The 23,800-nt window shown below is 60.0% G+C and carries 17 protein-coding genes, 5 tRNA genes and 2 pseudogenes; 7 read left to right on the top strand and 17 right to left on the bottom strand.

The genetic code is table 11. From position 1 onward, the window contains the following. Positions 1-85: 85 nt before the first annotated feature. The 10 genes from ACLD1Y_RS15615 to rnr all read right to left on the bottom strand — a co-directional run bounded on the left by ACLD1Y_RS15615 (position 86) and on the right by rnr (position 11,354). Positions 86-523: a hypothetical protein gene (locus ACLD1Y_RS15615; protein ID WP_429478773.1), complete on the bottom strand. Its 438-nt coding sequence runs from the start codon at positions 521-523 to the stop codon at positions 86-88. After that, positions 523-1,449 carry an NAD synthetase gene (locus ACLD1Y_RS15610; RefSeq protein WP_429478772.1) on the bottom strand — a complete coding sequence of 309 codons (927 nt, stop codon included), beginning with the start codon at positions 1,447-1,449 and terminating at the stop codon, positions 523-525. The genes ACLD1Y_RS15615 and ACLD1Y_RS15610 overlap by 1 nt, the downstream gene beginning before the upstream one ends. A 223-nt stretch (positions 1,450-1,672) precedes the next feature. Then, positions 1,673-3,976: a YgiQ family radical SAM protein gene (locus ACLD1Y_RS15605; RefSeq protein ID WP_429478771.1), complete on the bottom strand. Its 2,304-nt coding sequence runs from the start codon at positions 3,974-3,976 to the stop codon at positions 1,673-1,675. Positions 3,977-4,072: 96 nt separating this feature from the next. Further along, positions 4,073-5,470: a replicative DNA helicase gene (dnaB, locus tag ACLD1Y_RS15600; RefSeq protein ID WP_429478770.1), complete on the bottom strand. Its 1,398-nt coding sequence runs from the start codon at positions 5,468-5,470 to the stop codon at positions 4,073-4,075. Between the two features lie 111 nt (positions 5,471-5,581). Continuing rightward, positions 5,582-6,028, bottom strand: a complete 447-nt coding sequence (rplI, locus tag ACLD1Y_RS15595) for a 50S ribosomal protein L9 (protein ID WP_003171376.1) — start codon at positions 6,026-6,028, stop codon at positions 5,582-5,584. A gap of 18 nt (positions 6,029-6,046) precedes the next feature. Next, positions 6,047-6,940 (bottom strand): hypothetical protein, encoded by an 894-nt coding sequence (locus ACLD1Y_RS15590; RefSeq protein ID WP_429478769.1) that lies wholly within the window; start codon positions 6,938-6,940, stop codon positions 6,047-6,049. 36 nt (positions 6,941-6,976) lie between these two features. Next, positions 6,977-7,207 (bottom strand): 30S ribosomal protein S18, encoded by a 231-nt coding sequence (rpsR, locus tag ACLD1Y_RS15585; RefSeq protein ID WP_002551829.1) that lies wholly within the window; start codon positions 7,205-7,207, stop codon positions 6,977-6,979. 28 nt (positions 7,208-7,235) lie between these two features. Then, positions 7,236-7,658, bottom strand: a complete 423-nt coding sequence (rpsF, locus tag ACLD1Y_RS15580; RefSeq protein WP_008035342.1) for a 30S ribosomal protein S6 — start codon at positions 7,656-7,658, stop codon at positions 7,236-7,238. Between the two features lie 301 nt (positions 7,659-7,959). Beyond that, positions 7,960-8,721, bottom strand: a complete 762-nt coding sequence (gene rlmB / locus ACLD1Y_RS15575) for a 23S rRNA (guanosine(2251)-2'-O)-methyltransferase RlmB (protein WP_320748674.1) — start codon at positions 8,719-8,721, stop codon at positions 7,960-7,962. Beyond that, positions 8,718-11,354: a ribonuclease R gene (gene rnr, locus ACLD1Y_RS15570; protein WP_429478768.1), complete on the bottom strand. Its 2,637-nt coding sequence runs from the start codon at positions 11,352-11,354 to the stop codon at positions 8,718-8,720. Before rnr ends, rlmB begins: the two co-directional genes overlap by 4 nt. 224 nt (positions 11,355-11,578) lie before the next feature. Here rnr and ACLD1Y_RS15565 point away from each other — a divergent pair. From ACLD1Y_RS15565 to ACLD1Y_RS15535, 7 genes are all read left to right on the top strand, one after another. Continuing rightward, positions 11,579-11,665 (top strand) — tRNA-Leu (locus ACLD1Y_RS15565). 153 nt (positions 11,666-11,818) lie between these two features. Further along, positions 11,819-11,905 (top strand) — tRNA-Leu (locus ACLD1Y_RS15560). A gap of 153 nt (positions 11,906-12,058) precedes the next feature. Further along, positions 12,059-12,145, top strand: a tRNA-Leu gene (locus tag ACLD1Y_RS15555). Between the two features lie 153 nt (positions 12,146-12,298). Continuing rightward, positions 12,299-12,385: transfer RNA gene (locus ACLD1Y_RS15550), tRNA-Leu, on the top strand. Positions 12,386-12,538: 153 nt separating this feature from the next. Then, a tRNA-Leu gene (locus ACLD1Y_RS15545) sits at positions 12,539-12,625 on the top strand. Positions 12,626-12,769: 144 nt separating this feature from the next. Continuing rightward, the gene (locus ACLD1Y_RS15540) at positions 12,770-13,795 is read left to right on the top strand and encodes an extracellular solute-binding protein (RefSeq protein WP_429478767.1); all 1,026 of its coding nucleotides are present in this window, start codon (positions 12,770-12,772) and stop codon (positions 13,793-13,795) included. Then, positions 13,795-15,360 carry an ABC transporter permease gene (locus tag ACLD1Y_RS15535; RefSeq protein ID WP_429478766.1) on the top strand — a complete coding sequence of 522 codons (1,566 nt, stop codon included), beginning with the start codon at positions 13,795-13,797 and terminating at the stop codon, positions 15,358-15,360. Before ACLD1Y_RS15540 ends, ACLD1Y_RS15535 begins: the two co-directional genes overlap by 1 nt. 98 nt (positions 15,361-15,458) lie before the next feature. Here the strand turns inward: ACLD1Y_RS15535 and ACLD1Y_RS15530 are convergent. The 7 genes and pseudogenes from ACLD1Y_RS15530 to hflX form a co-directional block, all read right to left on the bottom strand. After that, positions 15,459-15,974 (bottom strand): annotated as a pseudogene (locus ACLD1Y_RS15530) (methyl-accepting chemotaxis protein); the annotation flags it as partial. Positions 15,975-16,364: 390 nt separating this feature from the next. After that, positions 16,365-16,418, bottom strand: a pseudogene (locus tag ACLD1Y_RS15525) (hypothetical protein); the annotation flags it as partial. A gap of 1,114 nt (positions 16,419-17,532) precedes the next feature. After that, entirely contained in the window at positions 17,533-18,822 is a 1,290-nt protein-coding gene (locus tag ACLD1Y_RS15520) for an adenylosuccinate synthase (RefSeq protein WP_159959989.1), read from the bottom strand. Between the two features lie 54 nt (positions 18,823-18,876). Then, entirely contained in the window at positions 18,877-20,064 is a 1,188-nt protein-coding gene (locus tag ACLD1Y_RS15515) for an ATP phosphoribosyltransferase regulatory subunit (RefSeq protein WP_135292071.1), read from the bottom strand. A gap of 293 nt (positions 20,065-20,357) precedes the next feature. After that, entirely contained in the window at positions 20,358-21,224 is an 867-nt protein-coding gene (hflC, locus tag ACLD1Y_RS15510) for a protease modulator HflC (protein ID WP_429478765.1), read from the bottom strand. Next, entirely contained in the window at positions 21,224-22,399 is a 1,176-nt protein-coding gene (gene hflK / locus ACLD1Y_RS15505) for an FtsH protease activity modulator HflK (protein WP_429478764.1), read from the bottom strand. The genes hflC and hflK overlap by 1 nt, the downstream gene beginning before the upstream one ends. Before the next feature lie 96 nt (positions 22,400-22,495). Next, positions 22,496-23,797 carry a ribosome rescue GTPase HflX gene (hflX, locus tag ACLD1Y_RS15500; RefSeq protein WP_429478763.1) on the bottom strand — a complete coding sequence of 434 codons (1,302 nt, stop codon included), beginning with the start codon at positions 23,795-23,797 and terminating at the stop codon, positions 22,496-22,498. Positions 23,798-23,800: the final 3 nt, after the last annotated feature.

Genomic DNA, 23,800 nt, shown 5'->3' with positions numbered 1-23,800 from the left:
AGTACAGCACCAAAACGGCGCCAACGGTGGTGTCATGGTGCAGACGCCGCACATATTTATGGCAGGCGGTAGTGAATCTACCCACTCAACCCGCCCTGGCGGCCTCACGCAACCGGCGCACGTCCACCAGTTTGCGCACCATTGAGCGGTAGCCCTTGCTGTTGATCAGCAGCAAACCCAGCAATGGCCAGAACAGGCATTCACTGTAGACAAACCAGTGCGGCTCGTATGCCAGGGTCGGCAGAGCCACCAGCAGGCACACCGCAAAAAAACCGACCATGCCCCACACCGCCCAGGCGTGCCCGCGTACCACCAGGAAGTTGCTGTTTGCCACGAACAGCCCAGCGAACACCACCACGAACCAGGACACGGTGGCATTGGTGCCCACGGGCACATCGGCGAAATAGGTGCTGGCCGCCAGGGAGATGGCGCCGGAGCCACCCAGGCAACCGGCGAGGATCACGCCGATGAACGCAGGAAAATGCGCCAGCAAGAAGGGTTTCAGGGACGGCACGCCACTCATTACTCCCCCTCCTCGTACAGCCCAATGGCAAAGGTCTTGGCCTGCTTGTAGTTGTCCGAGCGCTTGAGCCCCCACACGCTCAGGCCAGCACCGATCGCATCGCCCAATTGCACGTAGGTGGCATGCTTGAGTTGGGTCGGGGTAAAACGCTTAGGCAACTCGCCGCTCATTTGCAGGAGTTTGCGCATCTTGGTCGACATTTGCGGGTCGGCGACTTTGAGCAGTTCTTTGGTGAGTTTTTCGCGCTCGTGGCCGTTCAGGCCCTTGAGCACTTGGCGCATGCTTTTGCCGGTGGCAGCGCGGGTGATATTGACCAGCTTGACGGTGGTCAGAGCAGACGCACCAACGCCCACCAATGCTGCGCCATCGAGGACTTTGGTCGCGGCCTGGTACCACTCTTCGTTATCCAGGTAGTCGTTCATCGCCGGGTTGCTGATTTCGTTGCGTGTGCGAAAGCCACCCACCAGGCAGGACACGGTGCTGGCCGAAGCGGCGGTGTAGCCGATGGCCGTTGCCACGGTGCTGGCGCCCGCGGTGAAGGGGATGGCGATGGTGCCGCTCAGCACCACCAGCCAGCCGATTACGGCGCCCGTACAGGACAGAGTGGTATTGAACGCTTCAGTCATCAGCCGCGATTCGCGCGGGTTGTTCAGCACCTGGTCGGCGAACTGGGCCGGGGCGATGTATTTCTGCGCCTCGCGCACGATGATGCGCTTGGGCAGGATGCTGCAAATCGGCTTGAATTCGCGCAGGGTGACGATGTTGAAGTCGGCGTCAATGTAGACCACGCCAGCGCCGACGATGGCGGGGTCGGCGTCGATGGCGGCGAACAGGCGCGGTACGTTGATCTCGCTTTCGATGCGCTGGCGCGCCATGAACTGGGAGCGGTTGGAGTCCATGCCGATGTTGGCCAGGGGGTTGCCCATGGGGGTGTTCTTCCTTGAAGGGGGTGGTGACTGAGCTGACGTCTTCGCGAGCAAGCCCGCTCCCACATTTGACCGCGTTTATCCTGTAGGAATGCAGTCGAATGTGGGAGCGGGCTTGCTCGCGAAGGCGGCCTAATGGGCGCCACCTTAACAAACAGACTACCCACCGCCTAGAAAGCAAAACGCCAGCACGAGGCTGGCGTTTTGCATATTCAGGCGTTGATCAACGCGGCACCACCGGCTTGCGCGCAGGCTTGCCGCCCTTGCCCTTGGCCGCATCGCTGCGTTCCTTGGCCGCCTGCTTGTTGCGCGCCTGGGCCGCGGCCTTGGCTTGCTCGCGCTTGTCCCACGGGTTGCTGCCGTCGCTGCCACGGGGTGGCAGGCCGGTGTGCTGGGTGAGGATCTTGGTGGTGGTTTCCTTGGCGACCTTGTGGCTACCCGCTGGCGTCGAGTTCTTGCGACGGGCGCTCTGGTAGCTGTCGGTGCTCGGCTGGTGCAACGGGATCAGTTGGTCCTTGCCCGAGCCGATCAGGTCGGCACGGCCCATGCGGGTCAGCGCTTCGCGCAGGATCGGCCAGCCTTTCGGGTCGTGGTAGCGCAGGAACGCCTTGTGCAGACGGCGCTGATCTTCGCTTTTGACGATGGTCACCGCGTCACTCTTGTAGGTGACCTTGCGCAGCGGGTTCTTGCCCGAGTGGTACATCGCGGTGGCGGTGGCCATTGGCGACGGATAGAACGCCTGCACCTGGTCGGCGCGGAAGCCGTTGCCCTTGAGCCACAGGGCCAGGTTCATCATGTCTTCATCGGTGGTGCCCGGGTGGGCGGCGATGAAGTAAGGAATCAGGTACTGCTCCTTGCCCGCTTCCTTGGTGTACTTCTCGAACATGCGCTTGAACTTGTCATAGCTGCCAATGCCCGGCTTCATCATCTGGTTGAGCGGACCTTCCTCGGTGTGTTCCGGGGCGATCTTGAGGTAGCCACCGACGTGGTGGGTGACCAGCTCTTTGACGTACTCCGGCGACTCGACCGCGAGGTCGTAGCGCAGGCCGGAAGCGATCAGGATCTTCTTCACACCCGGCAACGCACGGGCGCTGCGGTACAGCTGGATCAACGAAGAGTGGTCGGTGTTCAGGTTCGGGCAGATGCCTGGGAACACGCACGATGGCTTGCGGCACGCAGATTCGATCTCCGGGCTCTTGCAGGCAATGCGGTACATATTCGCGGTCGGGCCGCCGAGGTCGGAGATCACGCCGGTAAAACCTGGCACCTTGTCGCGGATCTCTTCGATTTCGCGAATGATCGACTCTTCGGAACGGTTCTGGATGATGCGGCCTTCGTGCTCGGTGATGGAGCAGAAGGTGCAGCCGCCAAAGCAGCCACGCATGATGTTCACCGAGAAACGGATCATGTCGTAGGCCGGGATCTTTTCCTTGCCGTACGCCGGGTGCGGGACACGTGCGTACGGCATGCCGAACACGTAGTCCATTTCTTCGGTGGTCATGGGGATGGGCGGCGGGTTGAACCACACGTCCACCTCACCGTGCTTTTGCACCAGGGCGCGGGCGTTGCCTGGGTTGGTTTCCAGGTGCAACACGCGGTTGGCGTGGGCGTAGAGCACGGCGTCGCCGCGGACTTTCTCTACCGAAGGCAGGCGGATCACGGTCTTGTCGCGGGTCATGCGCGGGCTGGCCAAGATCTGCACGACTTTGGCTTCTTCCGGATCATCCACCGGGCCCTTTTCCTGCTCGATGGCGCAGGCCTGGGTGTCCTGGGTGTTGACGTACGGGTTGATGATCTTGTCGATCTTGCCCGGACGGTCGATACGCGTGGAGTCCACTTCGTACCAGCCCGCCGGCGTGTCCCGGCGAATGAACGCGGTGCCGCGCACGTCGGTGATGTCTTCGATCTTGTGGCCCCACGACAGGCGCTGGGCAACCTCGACGATGGCCCGCTCGGCGTTGCCGTACAGCAGGATATCGGCGGTGGCGTCGATCAGGATCGAGTTGCGCACGCGGTCCTGCCAGTAGTCGTAGTGAGCGATGCGGCGCAGGGAGGCTTCGATACCGCCGAGTACGATCGGCACGTTCTTGTAGGCTTCCTTGCACCGCTGGCTGTACACCAGGCTGGCGCGGTCCGGGCGTTTGCCGGCCATGCCGCCGGGGGTATAGGCGTCGTCGGAGCGGATTTTCTTGTCGGCGGTGTAGCGGTTGATCATCGAGTCCATGTTGCCGGCCGCGACGCCGAAGAACAGGTTCGGCTCGCCAAGCTTCATGAAATCGTCTTTGGACTGCCAGTTCGGCTGGGCAATGATCCCGACGCGAAAGCCCTGAGACTCCAGCAGCCGGCCGATGATCGCCATGCCGAACGACGGATGGTCAACGTAGGCATCACCGGTGACGATGATGATGTCGCAGGAATCCCAGCCAAGCTGATCCATCTCCTCCCTGCTCATGGGCAGGAATGGCGCTGGACCGAAACATTCGGCCCAGTACTTGGGATAGTCAAATAACGGCTTGGCTGTTTGCATGACGGTGACCGGTGTTGAGATGGAAAATCGCGGGCGCGGAATATAGCACAAATTTTGACCAATTCCGACGGTAATGGTCGGAATTGAGCAGAAGGGCTACTCGTCGTCGTCGAAGTTGTAGCTACCCGGCGCCAGGTTCTCGAAGCGCGTGTACTTACCGATGAACGCCAGGCGGATAAAGCCGATCGGCCCGTTCCGCTGCTTGCCGATGATGATCTCGGCAATGCCTTTGTGTTCGGTCTCGGGGTGGTACACCTCGTCGCGGTACACAAACATGATCACGTCGGCGTCCTGCTCGATCGCACCCGATTCGCGCAAGTCGGAGTTCACCGGGCGCTTGTTGGGACGTTGTTCCAGGGAACGGTTGAGCTGGGACAGCGCCACCACCGGGCAGTTGAATTCCTTGGCCAGGGCCTTGAGGGACCGGGAAATCTCGGAAATCTCGTTGGTCCGGTTGTCACCGCTGGAGCCTGGGATCTGCATCAACTGCAAGTAGTCGATCATGATCAGCGCGATGTCGCCGTGCTCACGCACCAGGCGGCGGGTACGCGCACGCATCTCCGACGGGCTGATGCCGGCGGTGTCATCGATGAACAGCTTGCGGTCGTTGAGCAGGTTGACCGCCGAGGTCAGGCGCGGCCAATCGTCATCTTCCAGGCGACCGGCACGCACCTTGGTCTGGTCGATACGGCCCAGGGACGAGAGCATCCGCATGATCAGCGATTCACCTGGCATCTCCAGGGAGTACACCAAGACGGTCTTGTCGCTGCGCAACACGGCGTTTTCCACCAGGTTCATCGCAAAGGTGGTTTTACCCATGGATGGACGGCCGGCGACGATGATCAAGTCGGACGGCTGCAGGCCGCTGGTCTTCTCGTCGAGGTCGGTGTAGCCGGTGGAAATACCGGTGATGGCGTTGTCGGTGTTGAACAGGGTGTCGATACGGTCGATGGCCTTGGTCAACAGCTCGTTGACGCCCACCGGGCCGCCGGTTTTCGGCCGCGCTTCGGCGATCTGGAAGATCTGGCGCTCGGCTTCGTCAAGGATCTCGGCGGCGGTGCGGCCTTCGGGGTTGAAGGCGCTGTCGGCGATCTCGGTGCTGATGCCGATCAACTGGCGCAGGGTGGCGCGCTCGCGGACGATCTGCGCATAGGCCTTGATGTTGGCGACGGACGGTGTGTTTTTTGCCAGTTCACCCAGGTAGCCCAGGCCGCCGACTTGGGAGGTCTGGCCTTCCTTGTCGAGCTGTTCGGCCAGGGTCACCACGTCGATCGGTGAGTTCTGGTCGGCCAGCTTGGCAATGGCGCGGAAGATCAGGCGGTGGTCATGGCGATAGAAATCACCGTCCGAGACTTGATCCAGCACGCGTTCCCAGGCGTTGTTGTCCAGCATCAAGCCACCGAGCACGGCCTGTTCGGCCTCGATGGAGTGCGGCGGCACCTTCAGGGCAGCGGTTTGCAGATCGTATTGCTCAGGAGCTGAAATATCGTTCATGGCCACTTGGAATTTGGGGGTGTGTAAAAAAACAAAAGGCACGACCTGTAAACAGGATCGTGCCCGATGTTAACCGCCTGGCACGCGAGGTGCCAGCCAGTTAGGTGCGACTTAAGCTGCTACCACGACAACGCGTACGGTGGCTTCAACTTCAGCGTGCAGGTGCACGGCTACGTCGAATTCGCCTACGTTGCGGATGGTGCCGTTCGGCAGACGAACTTCGCTCTTCTGCACTTCAACGCCGGAGGCGGTCAGTGCATCAGCGATGTCGTGGGTGCCGATCGAACCGAACAGCTTGCCTTCGTCACCGGCGGTGGCAGTGATAGTCACTTCCAGCTCAGCCAGTTGGGCAGCGCGAGTTTCGGCCGAAGCTTTTTTGTCTGCTGCTGCTTTTTCCAGCTCAGCACGACGCTCTTCAAACGCAGCCAGGTTGGCAGCGGTTGCAGCGGTGGCTTTGCCGTATGGCAGCAGGTAGTTACGACCGTAACCGGCCTTAACGTTCACTTTGTCGCCCAGGTTGCCCAGGTTGGCGACTTTTTCCAGAAGGATCAGTTGCATGTGAAAATCCTCTAACTTTTAACCTTCACCGTTCGCGTTATCGGCGTCTTTCGGCGCCAGACGACCGCGAAAATCAATCAGGCCGTCGACAATGGCCAGAACCACGAGTAACGGATAGATCAGCTGCGTGAACACCAACAATGTGATGTACATCCCCACCAGCCAGAATGCGGCCAGGCGCTTCTGCGCGACCAACCCATGAATCAGGGCCAGTCCGGCAAACACCAGCGGTACGCTGCCAAACAGCACCATGAAGGTCATCAGCGAACCGAAGTTCGGCCCAATCACCATCAGTGCCAGCAGCAACATCGCCGGGCCCACGGGGATTCTGATACGGCGAAACTCGCGACCAAAACCACCCGGGTTGTACAACAACGCTTGCCAATAGCGCCCTATAACCAGGCACAACACACTGGCAATTTGCATCGTTACCGCTATCAGGCCGACCAGAGAAGGTGCTATCAGTGCCTCAAGACGCGCTCGCTCATCTACCTCCAACCGCTGGTAGAGTTCCCCGAGGACCTGCGGCAAGACCTTGACGATCTCTTGCGCAAACGCCTCGATTTGCGGGCGGAAAGCCGCGTCAATCAACACCGAAAACACCAACCCCAATGCCACGCTGGCAAGCAGCGTACGGGCCCAGGACTCACTTGCGCGTAAAACCAACGCAAGGCTCAACGCCCCCAACAGCAACATAAGTTGCGCGGGGTCGCCCAGTTGCAGCCACCAGATCAAGGCGACCAGCAATCCCAGGGACAAGACGCCAAAGGCGCCCTGTAAACCACGCCGCAGAAGCACCAGGCATCCCGCGGCAGCACTCAACCAACCCAGTAACGGCAATGCCGCACAGCCGGCCACTACAAGAGTGGCCTGCACACGACCGCGCATGATGAACTCAGCTAAGGCGCGCATGCATTCAATCCCTTACTACTTGTCGACTGCCCGGTCTCAGCGGCCGTGGCTGTCGGTGTAGGCCAGCAGGGCCAGGAAGCGGGCGCGCTTGATAGCGGTGGCCAGCTGACGCTGATAACGTGCTTTGGTACCGGTGATACGGCTTGGAACGATTTTGCCGGTCTCGGATACGTAGGCTTTCAGAGTGTTGAGATCTTTGTAATCGATCTCTTTCACGTCTTCAGCGGTGAAGCGGCAGAATTTACGACGACGGAAGAAACGTGCCATTTGATAGGCTCCTTAAAAGGTCCGTGGATTACTCGTCAGCGTTATCGCTGTTGTCGCTGTCATCACCATCAACGCCTTCGGCGTCGGAGTGCTCAGGACGGTCGCGACGCTCACGGCGCTCACTGCGGTTTTCTTCAGCCTTGAGCATCTCGGATTGGCCGGTAACGGCTTCTTCGCGACGGATGACCAGGTTACGGATCACTGCATCGTTGTAGCGGAAGTTGTCTTCCAGCTCGGCCAGGGCCTTGCCAGTGCACTCAACGTTCAGCATCACGTAGTGAGCCTTGTGAACATTGTTGATTGCGTAGGCCAGTTGACGACGGCCCCAATCTTCCAGACGGTGGATTTTGCCGCCGTCTTCTTCGATCAGCTTGGTGTAACGCTCAACCATGCCGCCGACTTGCTCGCTTTGATCCGGGTGGACCAAAAAGATGATTTCGTAATGACGCATGAATGCTCCTTACGGGTTGTAGCCTGCCGCTCAAAAACGGTCAGACAAGGAGTGAATGACACTTATGGATCTTGCCGAAGGGAGGCACATCGGTGCCCGCCAGGAAGGCAAGGGGCGCAATTGTAGAGAAGGGGGAGGATGCGTGCAAGGTGATTGGTGATTATTTGAACAATCACGATCTCAGGCTAAATACAAAACCAATGTGGGAGCGGGCTTGCTCGCGAAAGCGGTGTATCAGCCTCAACTGCAGTGACTGACATACCGTATTCGCGAGCAAGCCCGCTCCCACATTTAGACCTTATTACTTCTTCGGCTTGGTCTTGGCCTTCGCACCGCGCTGACGCTGGGCTTCGAACAGGCACACGCCGGTGGCAACCGACACGTTCAAGCTGCTGACGCTACCGGCCATCGGCAAGTGCACCAGGTAATCGCAATGCTCACGGGTCAGGCGACGCATGCCCTTGCCTTCGGCGCCCATGATCAGGATGGTCGGGCCGGTGAGGTCCTGGTCATAAATGCTGACCTCCGCCTCCCCCGCCGTGCCCACGACCCACAAGCCGCGCTGCTGGAGTTTCTCCAGGGTGCGTGCCAGGTTGGTCACGGCCACCAACGGAATCACTTCCGCCGCGCCGCAGGCCACCTTGCGCACAACCGGCGTCAGCGTAGCCGACTTGTCTTTAGGCACGATCACCGCCAGTGCACCAGCCGCATCCGCCGAACGCAGGCAGGCGCCGAGGTTGTGCGGGTCGGTCACGCCGTCCAGCACCAGCAGCAGTGGCGCGCCTTCGGTGCGATCGAGCAACTCGTCGAGCATTGCTTCGCCCCAGACCTGGCTCGGGCTTACGTCCGCGACCACGCCTTGGTGAACGCCTTCAACCCACACGTCCATTTCGCGACGCTCGGCCTGGCCGATGGCAACCTTGTTTTGAGTCGCCAGCTCAACCAGCGCTTGTACGCGCGGCTCGCTGCGACCTTCTGCCAACCACACTTGCTTGACGCGCTTTGGGTGGTGACGCAGCAGTGCTTCTACGGCGTGCACGCCGTAGATTTTTTCCAGACTCATGACTTGGCCTTAGGTTTGCGCGACCCGCTGCTTTTGGCAGGGGCCGAACCCGCTTTTGGCGGGCCTTTACGGTGTTTACTGGGCTTGCTCGACGGTTTTTCCGCCCCTTGGGACTTTCCCCCAGACGCCGCTTTACCACCGCTTTTGGCTTCGTTGAGCAACTGCTGCTTCAACTCACGGCTCTTGCGCAGCTCGGCGTTTTTCGCCGCAGCATCGCTTGGGCGGTAGGCCTCGGGAGCCTTTTCCTTGGCAGACGAACGGCGGCCTGCCTTGGCTGGCGCAGGCTCGGCGGCCGCCGCTTTCGCGGGAGCACCCTTGCCTTTGCTGGCTGGCGCGGTCGGTTCGCTGCCACGTTTCTTACGGCTGCCCGGCGCTTCTGCCGGTTTATCTGGCATGCCGAAGTCGATCTTGCGCTCGTCGAGATCGACGCGCATGACCTGCACTTCCACAGTGTCGCCCAAACGGAAGCTGCGACCGGTGCGCTCGCCCGCCAGGCGGTGATGCACAGGATCGAAGTGATAGTAATCACCCGGCAAAGCGGTGACGTGCACCAGGCCCTCGACATAGATGTCGGTCAGCTCGACAAACAAACCAAAGCCGGTCACGGCCGTGATCACGCCTGGGAACGACTCGCCCACGCGATCCTTCATGAACTCGCACTTGAGCCAGTTCACTACGTCGCGAGTGGCTTCGTCGGCACGGCGCTCACTCATGGAGCACTGTTCGCCCAGCTGTTCCAAGGCCGCTTCGTCGTACGGATAGATCCGCGCCTTCGGAATGGTCATGGCACCGGCACGCTTGACGTGCGGGGTGTTCATCTTGGAGTGGATCACGCTGCGGATTGCGCGGTGCGTGAGCAGGTCCGGGTAACGACGGATCGGCGAAGTGAAGTGGGTGTACGCCTCGTAATTCAGGCCGAAGTGGCCCTGGTTATCAGCGCTGTACACCGCCTGGCTCAGGGAGCGCAGCATAACGGTCTGGATCACGTGGTAATCCGGACGGTCCTTGATGCTGGCCAACAGTGCCTGGTAGTCCTTCGGCGTCGGACCGTCCTTGCCTTTGTGCAGGGACAGGCCGAGCTCACCAAGGAACGCGCGCAACTTCTCCAGACGCTCCGGCGGCGGGCCATCGTGCACCCGGTACAGCGCAGGAATCTCGTGCTTTTTCAGGAATTCAGCAGTGGCCACGTTGGCCGCCAGCATGCATTCCTCGATCAGCTTGTGAGCATCATTACGCGTGGTCGGGGTGATTGCGGCGATTTTGCGCTCGGAGCCGAAGACAATCCGGGTTTCCTGGGTTTCAAAATCGATCGCGCCACGGGTGTGACGGGCGCCCAGCAGCACCTTGTACAGCGAATAAAGCTGCTTGAGGTGCGGCACCACGCCAGCGTATTCGGTACGCAGGGCCTTGGCTTCGCTGGTCTTCGGCGTTTCCAGGATGGTGCTGACCTTGTTGTAGGTCAGGCGCGCCTGGGAGTGGATCACCGCCTCGTAGAACTGGTAGTCGGTCATTTCGCCGGTTTTCGAGATGGTCATCTCGCACACCATGGCCAAACGATCGACTTTCGGGTTCAGGGAGCACAAACCGTTGGACAGCTGCTCAGGCAGCATCGGGATCACGCGCTCAGGGAAGTACACCGAGTTGCCGCGCACCTGGGCTTCGTTATCCAGGGCCGAACCGATTTTCACGTAGCTGGACACGTCGGCAATCGCGACGAACAACTTCCAGCCGCCGGAGAACAGGCGCAGCTTGCCGGGCTTGGCTTCGCAGTAGACCGCATCGTCGAAGTCGCGGGCGTCTTCGCCGTCGATAGTGACGAACGGCAGATGGCGCAGGTCGATGCGTTTTTCTTTGTCTTTCTCTTCTACTTCGGGCTTGAGCTTGCCGGCTTCTTTGAGCACAGCCTCAGGCCAAACGTGAGGAATATCGTAGGTGCGCAGCGCAACGTCGATTTCCATGCCCGGCGCCATGTAGTTGCCGACCACTTCGACGATATCGCCCTGTGGCTGGAACCGTGCGGTTGGCCAGTGGGTGATTTTCACCTCGACGAACTGACCGACCTTGGCGGCACCATTGCGGCCCGGGGTGATCAGCACTTCCTGCTGGACCTTCGGGTTATCCGGCACTACAAAGCCGATGCCGCCTTCTTCGAAGTACCGGCCGACGATGGACTCGTGGGCACGGGACACCACTTCGACGATCACGCCTTCACGGCGACCACGCCGGTCGAGGCCGGAAACGCGCGCCAGGGCACGGTCGCCATCGAACACCAGGCGCATTTGCGCCGGGCTCATGAACAGGTCGTCGCTGCCGTCGTCCGGAATCAGGAAGCCGAAGCCGTCACGGTGGCCGGCGATGCGGCCCAGGATCAGGTCGAGCTTGTCCACAGGCGCGTAGGTGCCGCGGCGGGTGTAGATCAGTTGTGCGTCGCGCTCCATGGCACGCAGGCGGCGGCGCAGGGCTTCGAGCTGGTCTTCGGTGGTCAGACCGAATTCTTCAACCAACTGCTCGCGGCTAGCAGGCGAACCCCGATCGGCGAGATGCGCCAGGATCAGTTCGCGGCTAGGAATAGGGTTTTCATATTTTTCCGCTTCACGAGCGGCCTCGGGATCGAGGGACTGCCAATCGGCCATTAGAGAGTTTTCACCTTGTCTATATGCGGGTTAGTTTGGCATACGCGTATTGAAACGGGAAATTTCAGACGTCAACAAGCCTTTAAAAGCGCTTTGTAGCCCTCGGCGAGCACCTTGCACGACCATTGGCGAAATTTTCCAGGTTTTTTTCATGCCGGGGGTTTACAGCCAAATAGGCCCTCCGTATAGTGCGCGCCATCGACGACGACAACGTTGTTGATGTTGCCCAGGTGGTGAAATTGGTAGACACGCCAGCTTCAGGTGCTGGTGATCGCAAGGTCGTGGAAGTTCGAGTCTTCTCCTGGGCACCAAATTCAGATCAAACCCGCGAAAGCGGGTTTTTTCGTTTCAGGTCTTTGATTTTTAACGTAAATCTCGATTTATTTTTTTGAATCAGGGGTTTACAGATCAAAAAGCCCTCCGTATAGTTCGCTCCATCAACAGCGGCAACGTTGCTTGATAATGCCCAGGTGGTGAAATTGGTAGACACGCCAGCTTCAGGTGCTGGTGATCGCAAGGTCGTGGAAGTTCGAGTCTTCTCCTGGGCACCAAATTCAGATCAAACCCGCGAAAGCGGGTTTTTTCGTTTCAGGTCTTTGATTTTTAACGTAAATCTCGATTTATTTTTTTGAATCAGGGGTTTACAGATCAAAAAGCCCTCCGTATAGTTCGCTCCATCAACAGCGGCAACGTTGCTTGATAATGCCCAGGTGGTGAAATTGGTAGACACGCCAGCTTCAGGTGCTGGTGATCGCAAGGTCGTGGAAGTTCGAGTCTTCTCCTGGGCACCAAATTCAGATCAAACCCGCGAAAGCGGGTTTTTTCGTTTCAGGTCTTTGATTTTTAACGTAAATCTCGATTTATTTTTTTGAATCAGGGGTTTACAGATCAAAAAGCCCTCCGTATAGTTCGCTCCATCAACAGCGGCAACGTTGCTTGATAATGCCCAGGTGGTGAAATTGGTAGACACGCCAGCTTCAGGTGCTGGTGATCGCAAGGTCGTGGAAGTTCGAGTCTTCTCCTGGGCACCAAATTCAGATCAAACCCGCGAAAGCGGGTTTTTTCGTTTCAGGTCTTTGATTTTTAACGTAAATCTCGATTTATTTTTTTGAATCAGGGGTTTACAGATCAAAAAGCCCTCCGTATAGTTCGCTCCATCAACAGCGGCAACGTTGCTTGATAATGCCCAGGTGGTGAAATTGGTAGACACGCCAGCTTCAGGTGCTGGTGATCGCAAGGTCGTGGAAGTTCGAGTCTTCTCCTGGGCACCAAATTCAGATCAAACCCGCGAAAGCGGGTTTTTTCGTTTCCGGGGTTTGAAAACTCCACACGCAATTCGCCCCTTCGCCGCACTTGAGAAGTTTTATCGTTTATCCTTGCAATGATTTGTTGCATACAAGCGAGGAACACTTCGGATGATGATCCGCGATACCCGTCTCAAGACATCCCTTCTGCGTGGCCTGACCCTCACTCTGCTCAGCCTGACCCTGCTCTCGCCGGCCGCCTACTCTGCCGATAAGGTGTCCCTGACCCTGTACAACGGCCAGCACAAAGAAGTCGGCGATGAACTCGCCAAAGCTTTCGAAGCCAAGACCGGCATCCACGTCAACGTGCGCAAAGGCAGCAGCAACCAACTCGCCAGCCAGGTCGTGGAAGAAGGCAACCGCTCACCCGCCGACGTGATCTACACCGAAGAGTCGCCACCGCTGAACAAACTCGGCGAGCAAGGCATGCTGGCCAAGATCGACGCCAGCACCCTCGACGTACTGCCCAAGGATTACGTTGGTGCCAACGGCGACTGGATGGGCGTGACCGCCCGCACCCGTGTCGTGGCCTTCAACCCAAAACTGATCGCCGAAAAAGACCTGCCAAAATCGGTACTGGATTTCGCCGACCCCGAGTGGCAAGGCAAGGTCGGTTTCGTACCCACCAGCGGCGCGTTCCAGGAACAGGCCGTGGCGATCATCAAGCTGCACGGTCGTGAAGCCGCCGAAGAATGGCTGACCGGCCTGCGCGCATTCGGCAAGGTGTACAGCAACAACATGGTTGCCCTCAAAGCCGTCGAGAATGGCGAAGTGGCCACCGTTCTGGTGAACAACTACTACTGGTTCGCCCTGAAGAAAGAAAAGACCAACCTGGACTCCCAACTGCATTACTTCACCGACGGTGATGTTGGCGGCCTGATCACTGTGTCCTCTGCTGCCGCGCTCAAATCCAGCAAGCACCCCAAGGAAGCCCAGCAACTGCTGGCGTTCATGGCCAGCGAAGAAGGCCAGCGTGTGATCACCAACACCTCGGCGGAATACCCGCTGCGCAAAGGCATGGAGTCCAACCGTGGCCTTAAGCCGTTCAGCGAGCTGCAGCCGCCGAAAGTCACTCCAGCCGACCTTGGCAACGCCGAAGAAGCCCTGGACCTGGAACGTGACGTTGGCTTGAACTGATGAACCCATCGCTACCCGCCCCCGCCCTGCGCGGGGGCTTTATCCCCCGACGTAAACGTCCGTCGATCTGGCTGTTGCTGCCCGTGCTGTTGCTGGTCGGCCTGAGCCTGTTGCCGCTGGTGTATGTCGGGACCAAAGCCTGGCAGGCGGGCTGGCATGAAGCGGTGCACCTGTTGTGGCGGCCGTATGTATTCGGCTTGCTGCGCAACACTCTGGCGCTGATGGTCAGCGTGACCGTAGCGTGCGGCGTGGTCGGCCTCTCGCTCGCCTGGCTGCTGGAGCGCAGCAATCTGCCGGGGCGACGCATATGGGGCGTGATCCTGTGCCTGCCGTTTGCGGTGCCGGCGTTTGTCAGCAGTTTTACCTGGGTTTCGCTGAGCGCCAATTTCGAAGGACTGGGCGGCGCAATCCTGGTGATGAGCCTATCGAAATACCCGCTGGTGTTTCTGCCGGTAGCGGCGACGTTGCGCAATCTTGACCCGTCCCTTGAAGAGTCTGCCCGCACACTGGGGCTGAACCGCTGGGGCGTGTTTTTCCGTGTCACCCTGCCGCTGCTCTGGCCGTCGCTGCTGGCCGGCGCACTGCTGATCGCGCTGCATATGCTGGTGGAGTTCGGCGCGCTGTCGATCATCGGCCTGCAGACTTTTACCACTGCGATCTACCAACAATTCGAACTCGAATTCAGCAACGCCAACGCGGCGATGCTCTCGGCGGTATTGCTGGTGATGTGCCTGACCCTGCTGTGGCTGGAGCTGCGGGTGCGCGGCAAAGGCCGGCACGTACGCATCGGCCAGGGTGCGGCGCGGCATGCCGAGCAAGTTCGATTGGGTAAATGGGCGCCGCTGGGCCAGGTGTATTGCCTGGCGCTGGCGATCATCGGCAGCGGCATTCCACTGGGGATGCTTGGCTACTGGCTGGCGGTGGGTTCGTCGGCAGCCTTCCCGGTGGCCGAGATCAGCGAGGCGTTACTGTCTTCGCTGGCGCTGTCCTTGGGCGGTGCTGCCTTCTGCCTGGTACTGGCAGTGCCCGTGGGGCTGCTGGTGGTGCGCTACAAGGGCCAACTGGCGATCTGGGCCGAGCGCCTGCCGTACCTGCTGCACGCCCTGCCCGGCCTGGTGATTGCGTTGACCCTGGTGTATTTCGCCCTGCATTACGTGCCGGCGCTGTATCAGACATCCGCACTCTTGCTGATCGCCTATGCACTGCTGTTTTTACCGCTGGCCCAGGCGCCGATCCGCACCGCGCTGAACAAGGCTGCACCTCAGTTGGAAGAGGCGGCGCGCACCTTGGGCGCCTCCTCGTTCAGCGCGTTTTGCCGGGTGACCTTGCCGATTATCTTCCCGGCATTGGGGGCGGCGTTTGCGCTGGTGTTTTTGGATGCGATGAAGGAGCTGACGGCGACGTTACTGCTTAGCCCCACGGGGCTGAATACGCTGGCAACGGCGGTGTGGGCGCATACCTCGAATGTGGAGTTTGCGGCGGCGGCGCCCTATGCGGCGTTGTTGATTTTGGTGTCGGGATTGCCGGTGTACCTACTTACGACTCGGATGTATCTGAGTCGCTGAGACCGCTTTCGCGAGCAAGCCCGCTCCCACATTTTGATTTGTGAACACAGTCAAATGTGGGAGCGGGCTTGCTCGCGAAGGGGCCAGCACAAACGACGCTAAGCCCTGAACTGTCCCAGGCTGGCCTTCAACTGCGCCGCCAACCCATCCAGCACCTTGCCACTGGCCGTCGTCTCCACCACCGCCTGCGCTGCACGCTCGGCCTGGGCATGGATCACCTCGACCCGCCCGCGCACCGCATGCGCGCCCTGGGCTTGGTGCTCCGCCGCACGCGTGGCCAAGCCAATTGCCGCATGCACCTGCTCTACCGAAGTCTGTACCGTCTGCTGCAAGCGCACGCTGTCGCGCAGCACCAGCAAACCTTCGTTAGCCTGGCGCCCGGCCTTACCAATGGTTTCCACGGCCTCACGCGCGCCCTGCTGCAACGCGACGATATGCGCCTGGATATCACCGGTGGAGCTCTGGGTCTTGCTGGCCAAGGCACGCACTTCGTCAGCCACCACCGCAAAACCGCGCCCGGTCTCGCCTGCGCGTGCCGCCTCGATAGCGGCGTTGAGGGCGAGCAAGTTGGTTTGCTCGGCGATGCCGTGAATCACCGTCAGCACCACTTCAATCTGCTCGCTTTGCTGGGCCAGACGCTCGATGACCTTGGAACCGGCCTGCACCTGTCCTGCCAACGCTTCGATCAAGCCACCGACTTGCGCCGAGGTGCGCGAGTTTTCATCCGTGGCCTGGCGAATATCCACCACCTGCTGCAACGCCGCCTGCATGGCATGGCTTTCGGCCTGAGCCTCATCAGCCATTTGCGACAGTGCGCGCAAGCTCTCAGCCACCTCATCACGCTGCAAGCCGGCCGCCGTATCGGCACCCGCATTGCGCAGGGTCATCGCACCTATTTCCACGCCGGTGCGCTGGGCCACATCGCCCGCCTCACGCACGATGGGCTGCAACTTATCCACAAAGCGGTTAACGGCCGAGGCCATGTCGCCGATTTCGTCCTTGCTGCTGATTTGCACGCGCTTGGTGAGGTCGCCCTCGCCCGCAGCCAGATCATCCATGGCAGCAATTAGCATTTTCAGGCGATTGACCACACGACGCCCCAACACGATGGCGATCAGCAGCAACACGCCGAACCCCACAATGGCGAGCCCCATACCGATGCGCCAGCGCAGTGTGCCAGCGGCTTCCTGCACGGCGCTGGTGGCATTGGCGGTCATTTGGGTCGCAGTGGCTTGCGCCGATTGCAGGCGCGCGCCCATGGCGGTTGCGCTGTCTGCTGCGGCGCCCTTGAGGCTGTCGCCGACCAGTTGATCGCCACTGGCGATCAGGGCAGCAAAGCGTTTATCCAGGGCTTGCAGGTCGGCTTCCACTGAAGCGGTCGAGACGCCCATCAGGACTTTGCCGATTTCCACGCCATTGGGGCTGATTGAAGCCTCGACGTAGTAGACCGACGGGTCGTTCTTGGCTGCGTTCAAGACTTTGTCCAACGCCCGCTCGCCCTGGCCTTTTTCCAACAGCGCCTTGTTGATCGGGTTTTCCCGGTTCAGATAGCGGGTTAGGTGCTCACCCGCCGCATCGTCATAGACCACGAACAACACATTGGGATTGCGCTGGGCGCGACGGGCAAACTCCGAGAGTGTCGGCACATCGCTGTCCCACATGGCACGGGGCGCCACCGAGGCCAGCAGCTGGGCCATGTCATTGGCAGAGTCTTTCAAGTCTTTTTCCAGGGTCGCACGCAGTTGCTTCTGCTCTTCCTGCAGACGGGTCGAAAGCCCGGCGGTCAAACGCTGACGGGTACTCGTCGACAAGCTATCCAGACTGGACGTGACTTCCTTGCCAGCTTGCGCCAGCTCGCCTGACAGTTTCTGGCTGTCGATACCCAGGCGATTACCCAAATCAGCTTCCAGCGCACCGACGGTGCTCCGCGTCAGGGCAACCGCCACCAGCACTTGCACCAAAAGAGCGATACCTAGGGTAACGAACACAGGCCGCAACAAACGGCTTTGTAACAATGAGAGAACGGCAGACATCGGGAATCCCTCCACCACGGGTGCCATTAATTTGATAGCACCGCGAAAGAGAGAACCGAAGCAAGGGTCGTGCCGCTGGGCAGACAGAAACGACAAAGGGCTCCCGAAGGAGCCCTTTGCTTTTTACATCAACAGCTTATTACGCGAACGGGTGACGCAGAACGATGGTCTCGTTGCGGTCAGGGCCCGTCGAAATAATGTCGATTGGCGCGCCGATCAGTGCTTCTACACGCTTGATGTACGCACGAGCGTTAGCTGGCAGCTCTTCCAGGGTCTTGGCACCCACGGTCGATTCGGTCCAGCCCGGCACTTCTTCGTACACAGGCTGCAGGCCTACGTAGCTGTCAGCGTCGGTCGGGGCAACATCATTACCGTTGGCGTCTTTGTAGCCGACGCAGATATTGATGGTTTCCAGACCGTCGAGTACGTCCAGCTTGGTCAGGCAGATGCCCGAGATGCTGTTCACATCGATAGCGCGACGCAGGATAACGGCGTCGAACCAGCCGCAACGACGGGCACGGCCAGTGGTAGCGCCGAACTCGTGGCCTTGCTTGGCCAAGTGAGCGCCGACTTCGTCGAACAGCTCAGTCGGGAATGGGCCCGAACCTACGCGCGTGGTGTAGGCCTTGGTGATACCCAGGATGTAGTCCAGGAACATCGGGCCAACGCCGGAACCGGTCGCAACGCCACCAGCTGTGGTGTTGGAGCTGGTCACGTACGGGTAGGTACCGTGGTCGATGTCCAGCAGGGAGCCTTGGGCGCCTTCGAACATGATGTCTTTGCCAGCGCGACGCAGGTCGTGCAGCTCAGCGGTCACGTCGAGCATCAGCGGCTTGAGCAGCTCAGCGTATTCCTTGCACTCGGCCAGGGTCTTTTCGAACTCAATGGCCGGCTCTTTGTAGTAACCCACCAGCATGAAGTTGTGGTAATCCACCAGTTCACGCAGCTTGTCTTCAAAGCGCGGCATGTTGAGCAGGTCGCCCACACGCAGGCCACGGCGTGCAACCTTGTCTTCGTAGGCCGGGCCGATGCCGCGACCGGTGGTGCCGATCTTCAGCTCGCCACGGGCCTTTTCACGGGCTTGGTCCAGCGCGACGTGGAAGGACAGGATCAGCGGGCAGGACGGGCTGATACGCAGGCGCTCACGCACCGGTACGCCTTTCTCTTCCAGCTTGATGATCTCGCGCAGCAGGGCGTCAGGTGCAACGACTACGCCGTTGCCGATCAGGCACTGCACGCCTTCGCGCAGCACGCCCGATGGGATCAGGTGCAAGACGGTTTTTTCGCCATCGATCACCAGGGTGTGGCCAGCGTTGTGGCCACCTTGGTAGCGCACTACGGCAGCGGCATGTTCGGTCAGCAGATCAACGATCTTGCCTTTGCCCTCATCACCCCATTGGGTGCCCAGGACTACGACATTCTTACCCATAACACTTGTCCTCATTCGCGCAAACTTGGTGCCGGCGATGGCCGGCAGGAAAACTCAAGAAGCCAGTGGCGATACTTGCCAAAGCCCGTTCTGCAGAATCAATTGCTGGTCGCAGTCCGCTTCACGGGCGGCGGCCAATGGCTGCCCAGGCAAGGCCTGGACGACACGCTGACCCTCACTGCGCAACTGGCAAACCTGCTGCCAGAGTGCTGCGTCCGTACTGTCGGGCATCCAAATGCCACCAGACGGTAGCTCGACCTCAGCACGCCCCAGGGTCACCAGGGTTTTCAAATCGGTGGAAAAGCCGGTGGCCGGACGCGCACGACCGAAGTCGGCGCCGATATCGTCATAACGACCGCCTTGGGCGATGGCTTGGCCAACACCCGGTACAAACACCGCGAACACCACACCGGTGTGGTAGTGGTAACCGCGCAACTCACCCAGGTCGAAATACAGCGGCAACTCTGGGAACCGCGCCGACAACTGCTCGGCAATCGCCAGTACGTCGTCCAGTGCAGCCAATACCGGGGCCGGCGCATTGGCCAGGCGCTCACGCGCCGCCGCCAGCACTTCACGGCCGCCGCACAGGTTCACCAGCGCACGCAGCATGCCGGCCAGGTCGGCAGGCACACCTTCGGTCAGGGCGATGACTTCATCGATAGCCTTGCGCTGCAGGGCATCGAACAACTGTTGTTCTACTTCACCGGACAAACCGGCCGCACGGGCCAGGCCACGGTAAATACCGACGTGGCCCAGGTCCATGTGGACATCCGGCACGTCAGCCAGTTGCAGCATGGCCAGCATCAAGCTGATCACTTCAACGTCGCTGCTCGGGCTGGCATCACCGTACAACTCGGCACCCAACTGGATCGGGCTGCGCGAAGACGACAACGCACGCGGCTGTGCATGCAGCACGCTGCCGGCATAGCACAGGCGGCTCGGGCCTTCGCGGCGCAGGGTGTGCGCATCAATGCGCGCCACTTGCGGCGTGATGTCGGCACGGAAACCCATTTGCCGGCCCGATTGCGGGTCGATGACCTTGAAGGTGCGCAGATCCAGGTCCTGGCCCGCGCCGGTCAGCAGGGATTCCAGGTACTCGATATGGGGGGTCACGACAAACTCGTAACCCCAGCTCTGGAACAGATCCAACACCTGGCGACGCGCTACTTCAATGCGCGCAGCTTCTGGTGGCAGTACTTCTTCGATGCCATCTGGCAGCAGCCAGCGGTCTACCGTTGCCATTACGCCATTCCCCTTTGATCCGGGCGGCCAGCCCTCGGCCGAGCCTTGAGTGAAGCAGAAAACACCCGCCCCTTGCATAAACCACGCGCAAGAGCGACGTGACGAACGACCTGAAAACGGCCTCGTCGGGCACTTTCCTCGAAAAACCTGTCACGCCTGCCGAATCAAACATGCAGACGCAAAAAAGCCGGGAATTTCCCGGCTGCCGCATCATACACCCGTTTTCTGAAAGGATCACCCCGCCAGGCGTTTTAGCCGCCCGACGGAGTGCGTCCTATACAGTGACGAGCTGATTACTTGGCTTTTTCCAGGTAGCGGAAGAAATCGCTACTTGGGTCAAGCACCATGACGTCGGTTTTGTTCGCAAAGCTTTCACGGTAAGCACGCAGGCTACGGTAGAACGCGTAGAACTCTTGGTCCTGGCCGTAAGCCTTGGCGTAGATCGCCGCAGCTTGGGCATCACCATCACCGCGGGCCTCTTCAGACTCACGATAAGCTTCTGCCAACAGTACACGGCGCTGACGGTCGGCATCCGCACGGATACCTTCAGCCAACTCGTTACCCTTGGCGCGGTGCTCACGGGCTTCACGCTCACGCTCGGTGCTCATACGTTCGAACACGCTGCGGTTCACTTCTTTTGGCAGGTCGATAGCCTTGACCCGAACATCGATCACCTCGATGCCCAGCTCTTTTTCCGCCATGGTGTTCAACGAACGCGTGATGTCAGCCATCAATGCGTCACGCTCACCGGATACCACCTCGTGCAGGGTGCGCTTACCAAACTGGTCACGCAGGCCCGATTCCAGACGGCGCGACAAACGCTCGTCGGCAATCTGCTTGAGGCCGGAAGTCGCGGTGTAAAAGCGCTCGGCATCCTTGACGCGCCACTTGGCGTAGGCGTCAACCATCACGGCTTTCTTTTCCAGGGTCAGGAAACGTTGCGTCGGTGCATCCAGGGTCATCAGGCGTGCGTCGAACTTGCGCACCTGGTTAACGTAGGGGACCTTCACATGCAGGCCGGGCTGGACGTCTGCCTGGACCACGCGACCGAATTGCAGCAGCACCGCACGCTCGGTCTGAGCCACGATGTAGAAGCAGTTCCAGGCAGCGATGACCACGACGACACCCACAATCAGGGCTGTCAGCGATTTATTGCTCATCAACGACTCTCCCTGGTACGTGTTTGCTGTTGCAGCAAGTCAGCGGCCGCGCGGGCGCTCGCTTCGTTGGCAGCGGCATTCGAACTGGTGGACGGCGCACTGTTACCGCTACGGCCACCCTCGATCATCTTGTCCAGCGGCAGGTAAAGCAGGTTGTTCTGCCCACCTTTGTTGCCGGTCACGAGCACCTTGCTGGTGTTACTGAAGACTTCCTGCATGGTGTCCAGGTACAGACGCTCACGAGTCACTTCAGGGGCCTTGCGGTACTCGGCGACCAATTTGGTAAAGCGATCCGCCTCACCCTTGGCACGGGAGACCACTTCGTCACGGTAACCGTTGGCATCTTCGATGATGCGCTGGGCCTGACCACGGGCTTCCGGCACGACGCCGTTGGCGTAGGTCTCGGCCTGGTTGCGCGAACGCTGCTCGTCTTCACGGGCGCGGATCACGTCATCGAAGGCTTCCTGTACTTCGCGCGGTGCGGCTGCGCTCTGTACGTTTACCTGGGTCACAGTGATACCGGTGCGATAGGTGTCGAGGAACCGTTGCAGGCGCTCCTTGATTTCGCTGGCCATCAGTTCACGACCTTCAGTCAGCACCTGGTCCATGGCGGTGGAGCCCACCACGTGGCGCAGGGCGCTTTCGGTTGCGTGTTGCAGGCTGATTTCCGGCTGATCAACGTTCAGCACGAAGTCCTGCAGGTTGCTGATCTTGTACTGCACGGTCAGCGGCACTTCGACGATGTTCTCGTCTTCGGTCAGCATCTGGCCCTGCTTGGTGTAGGCACGCTCACGCGTGACGTTCTCCATGTACTTCTTGTCGATCGGCGGGAAGTAGATGTTCAGGCCCGGGCCGACAGTCTCGTAGTACTTGCCGAAGCGCAGCACCACGGCTTGCTCCTGCTCGTCCACCACGTAGACGGCGCTGTACAGCCAAACGGCCGCCAGCACGACAAGACCCAGGCCCAGCAGGCCATAGCCGCCGCCCTTGCTTGTGCGACCGCTGTCGTCACCACCACGTTTTTTTCCACCACCGAACAACCCATTCAGGCTTTCCTGCAGCTTTCGGAAGGCCTCGTCGAGATCTGGTGGCCCCTTGCGGTCGCCATTATTGCGGCGTTTACCACCCCAAGGATCCTGATTATTCGAGTTGCCACCCGGCTCATTCCAAGCCATAGCGCTCTCCATCTGATAAAGCAAAGACGCACCCACGGCGCGCCGACCAATGCTACAGAATGCCTGCTACGGCGGCACAACCGCTTTCGGAGGCTTTTATTGCAAAGTGTGTTGTTCGATGAACTCTGTCGGTACAACGCCTTCACGGCTGACCAGCCGATTAAGCTCCGAGCGCGGCAATCGAACGGCCAGCAAGCTGACACCTTCTTCGTCGTGTTCTTCTTTCTGTACCGCGCCCAACTGGAAAAACTGTGCACGCAGTCGAGCAAAACGCTGGGGCAAGCGCAAGGTGCCAACAAACAAATCGCTGCCGAGCAACTCGGCAATGGCTTGTTCAAGCAACTCCAAACCACTGCCATCACGCGCTGACAGCCATACCCGCTGGGGCTTGCCGTTCTCGTCGCGCTGGATTTGTGGCTCAACGCCTTCAAGCAAATCGAGTTTGTTATAGACCTCGAGGATCGGCAAGTCCTGGGCACCAATCTCGCCCAGCACCAGCATCACCTGTTCAATCTGCAACATGCGATCCGGTTCCGCCGCATCGATCACGTGCAACAGCAGGTCGGAATTGCTCGACTCTTCGAGCGTAGACCGAAATGCCTCGACCAGCTTGTGGGGCAGGTGACGAATAAAACCCACGGTATCGGCCAGTACGATCGGCCCCAGGTCAGCCAGGTCCAGGCGGCGCAGGGTCGGGTCGAGGGTGGCGAACAGTTGGTCGGCCGCGTACACGTCGGATTTGGTCACGTTGTTGAACAGCGTGGACTTGCCGGCGTTGGTATAGCCCACCAGGGACACGGTAGGGATATCCGCGCGGGAACGGCCACGGCGCGATTGCTCGCGTTGGCTGCGGACTTTTTCGAGGCGGCCCTTGATCTGGCGCAGGCGAACCCGCAGCAGGCGCCGATCGGTCTCCAGCTGGGTTTCACCCGGGCCGCGCATACCGATACCGCCACCTTGACGTTCAAGGTGAGTCCAGCCGCGAACCAGCCGGGTGCTCATGTGGTCAAGCTGGGCCAGTTCAACCTGGAGCTTGCCTTCATGGGTACGGGCGCGCTGGGCGAAAATATCGAGGATCAGGCCTGTACGGTCGATCACGCGACACTCGAAGACACGTTCGAGGTTGCGCTCCTGACTGGGCGTAAGGACGTGATTGAAGATCACCAGATCGGCTTCTTCGGCGTGGACCAGGTCGCGAAGTTCCTCGACCTTGCCGCTGCCGATCAGGAATTTGGCGGTTGGCCGATGACGCGGTACGTTAAAAAACGCAACGGTCTCGGCGCCGGCCGAATTCGCCAACTCCTGAAACTCCTGCGGATCTTCGCGCGCCTCAGGGTCCTGTCCATCCAAGTGAACGAGGATTACCCGCTCACCACCACCGTGGCGCTCAAAGAACAAAGG

Source organism: Pseudomonas sp. 18175, from assembly GCF_050432925.1.
In the GTDB taxonomy this organism is placed as follows: Bacteria; Pseudomonadota; Gammaproteobacteria; order Pseudomonadales; family Pseudomonadaceae; genus Aquipseudomonas.
The sequence above is the reverse complement of the archived record's forward strand: the minus strand, read 5'-3'. Positions and strand labels throughout refer to the sequence as shown.

Bases quoted from the DNA above. Each gene is read 5' to 3' on its own strand.
- ACLD1Y_RS15615 (WP_429478773.1), bottom strand. From the start codon at position 523: ATGAGTGGCGTGCCGTCCCTGAAACCCTTCTTGCTGGCGCATTTTCCT.
- ACLD1Y_RS15610 (WP_429478772.1), bottom strand. From the start codon at position 1,449: ATGGGCAACCCCCTGGCCAACATCGGCATGGACTCCAACCGCTCCCAG.
- ACLD1Y_RS15605 (WP_429478771.1), bottom strand. From the start codon at position 3,976: ATGCAAACAGCCAAGCCGTTATTTGACTATCCCAAGTACTGGGCCGAA.
- dnaB (WP_429478770.1), bottom strand. From the start codon at position 5,470: ATGAACGATATTTCAGCTCCTGAGCAATACGATCTGCAAACCGCTGCC.
- rplI (WP_003171376.1), bottom strand. From the start codon at position 6,028: ATGCAACTGATCCTTCTGGAAAAAGTCGCCAACCTGGGCAACCTGGGC.
- ACLD1Y_RS15590 (WP_429478769.1), bottom strand. From the start codon at position 6,940: ATGCGCGCCTTAGCTGAGTTCATCATGCGCGGTCGTGTGCAGGCCACT.
- rpsR (WP_002551829.1), bottom strand. From the start codon at position 7,207: ATGGCACGTTTCTTCCGTCGTCGTAAATTCTGCCGCTTCACCGCTGAA.
- rpsF (WP_008035342.1), bottom strand. From the start codon at position 7,658: ATGCGTCATTACGAAATCATCTTTTTGGTCCACCCGGATCAAAGCGAG.
- rlmB (WP_320748674.1), bottom strand. From the start codon at position 8,721: ATGAGTCTGGAAAAAATCTACGGCGTGCACGCCGTAGAAGCACTGCTG.
- rnr (WP_429478768.1), bottom strand. From the start codon at position 11,354: ATGGCCGATTGGCAGTCCCTCGATCCCGAGGCCGCTCGTGAAGCGGAA.
- ACLD1Y_RS15540 (WP_429478767.1), top strand. From the start codon at position 12,770: ATGATGATCCGCGATACCCGTCTCAAGACATCCCTTCTGCGTGGCCTG.
- ACLD1Y_RS15535 (WP_429478766.1), top strand. From the start codon at position 13,795: ATGAACCCATCGCTACCCGCCCCCGCCCTGCGCGGGGGCTTTATCCCC.
- ACLD1Y_RS15520 (WP_159959989.1), bottom strand. From the start codon at position 18,822: ATGGGTAAGAATGTCGTAGTCCTGGGCACCCAATGGGGTGATGAGGGC.
- ACLD1Y_RS15515 (WP_135292071.1), bottom strand. From the start codon at position 20,064: ATGGCAACGGTAGACCGCTGGCTGCTGCCAGATGGCATCGAAGAAGTA.
- hflC (WP_429478765.1), bottom strand. From the start codon at position 21,224: ATGAGCAATAAATCGCTGACAGCCCTGATTGTGGGTGTCGTCGTGGTC.
- hflK (WP_429478764.1), bottom strand. From the start codon at position 22,399: ATGGCTTGGAATGAGCCGGGTGGCAACTCGAATAATCAGGATCCTTGG.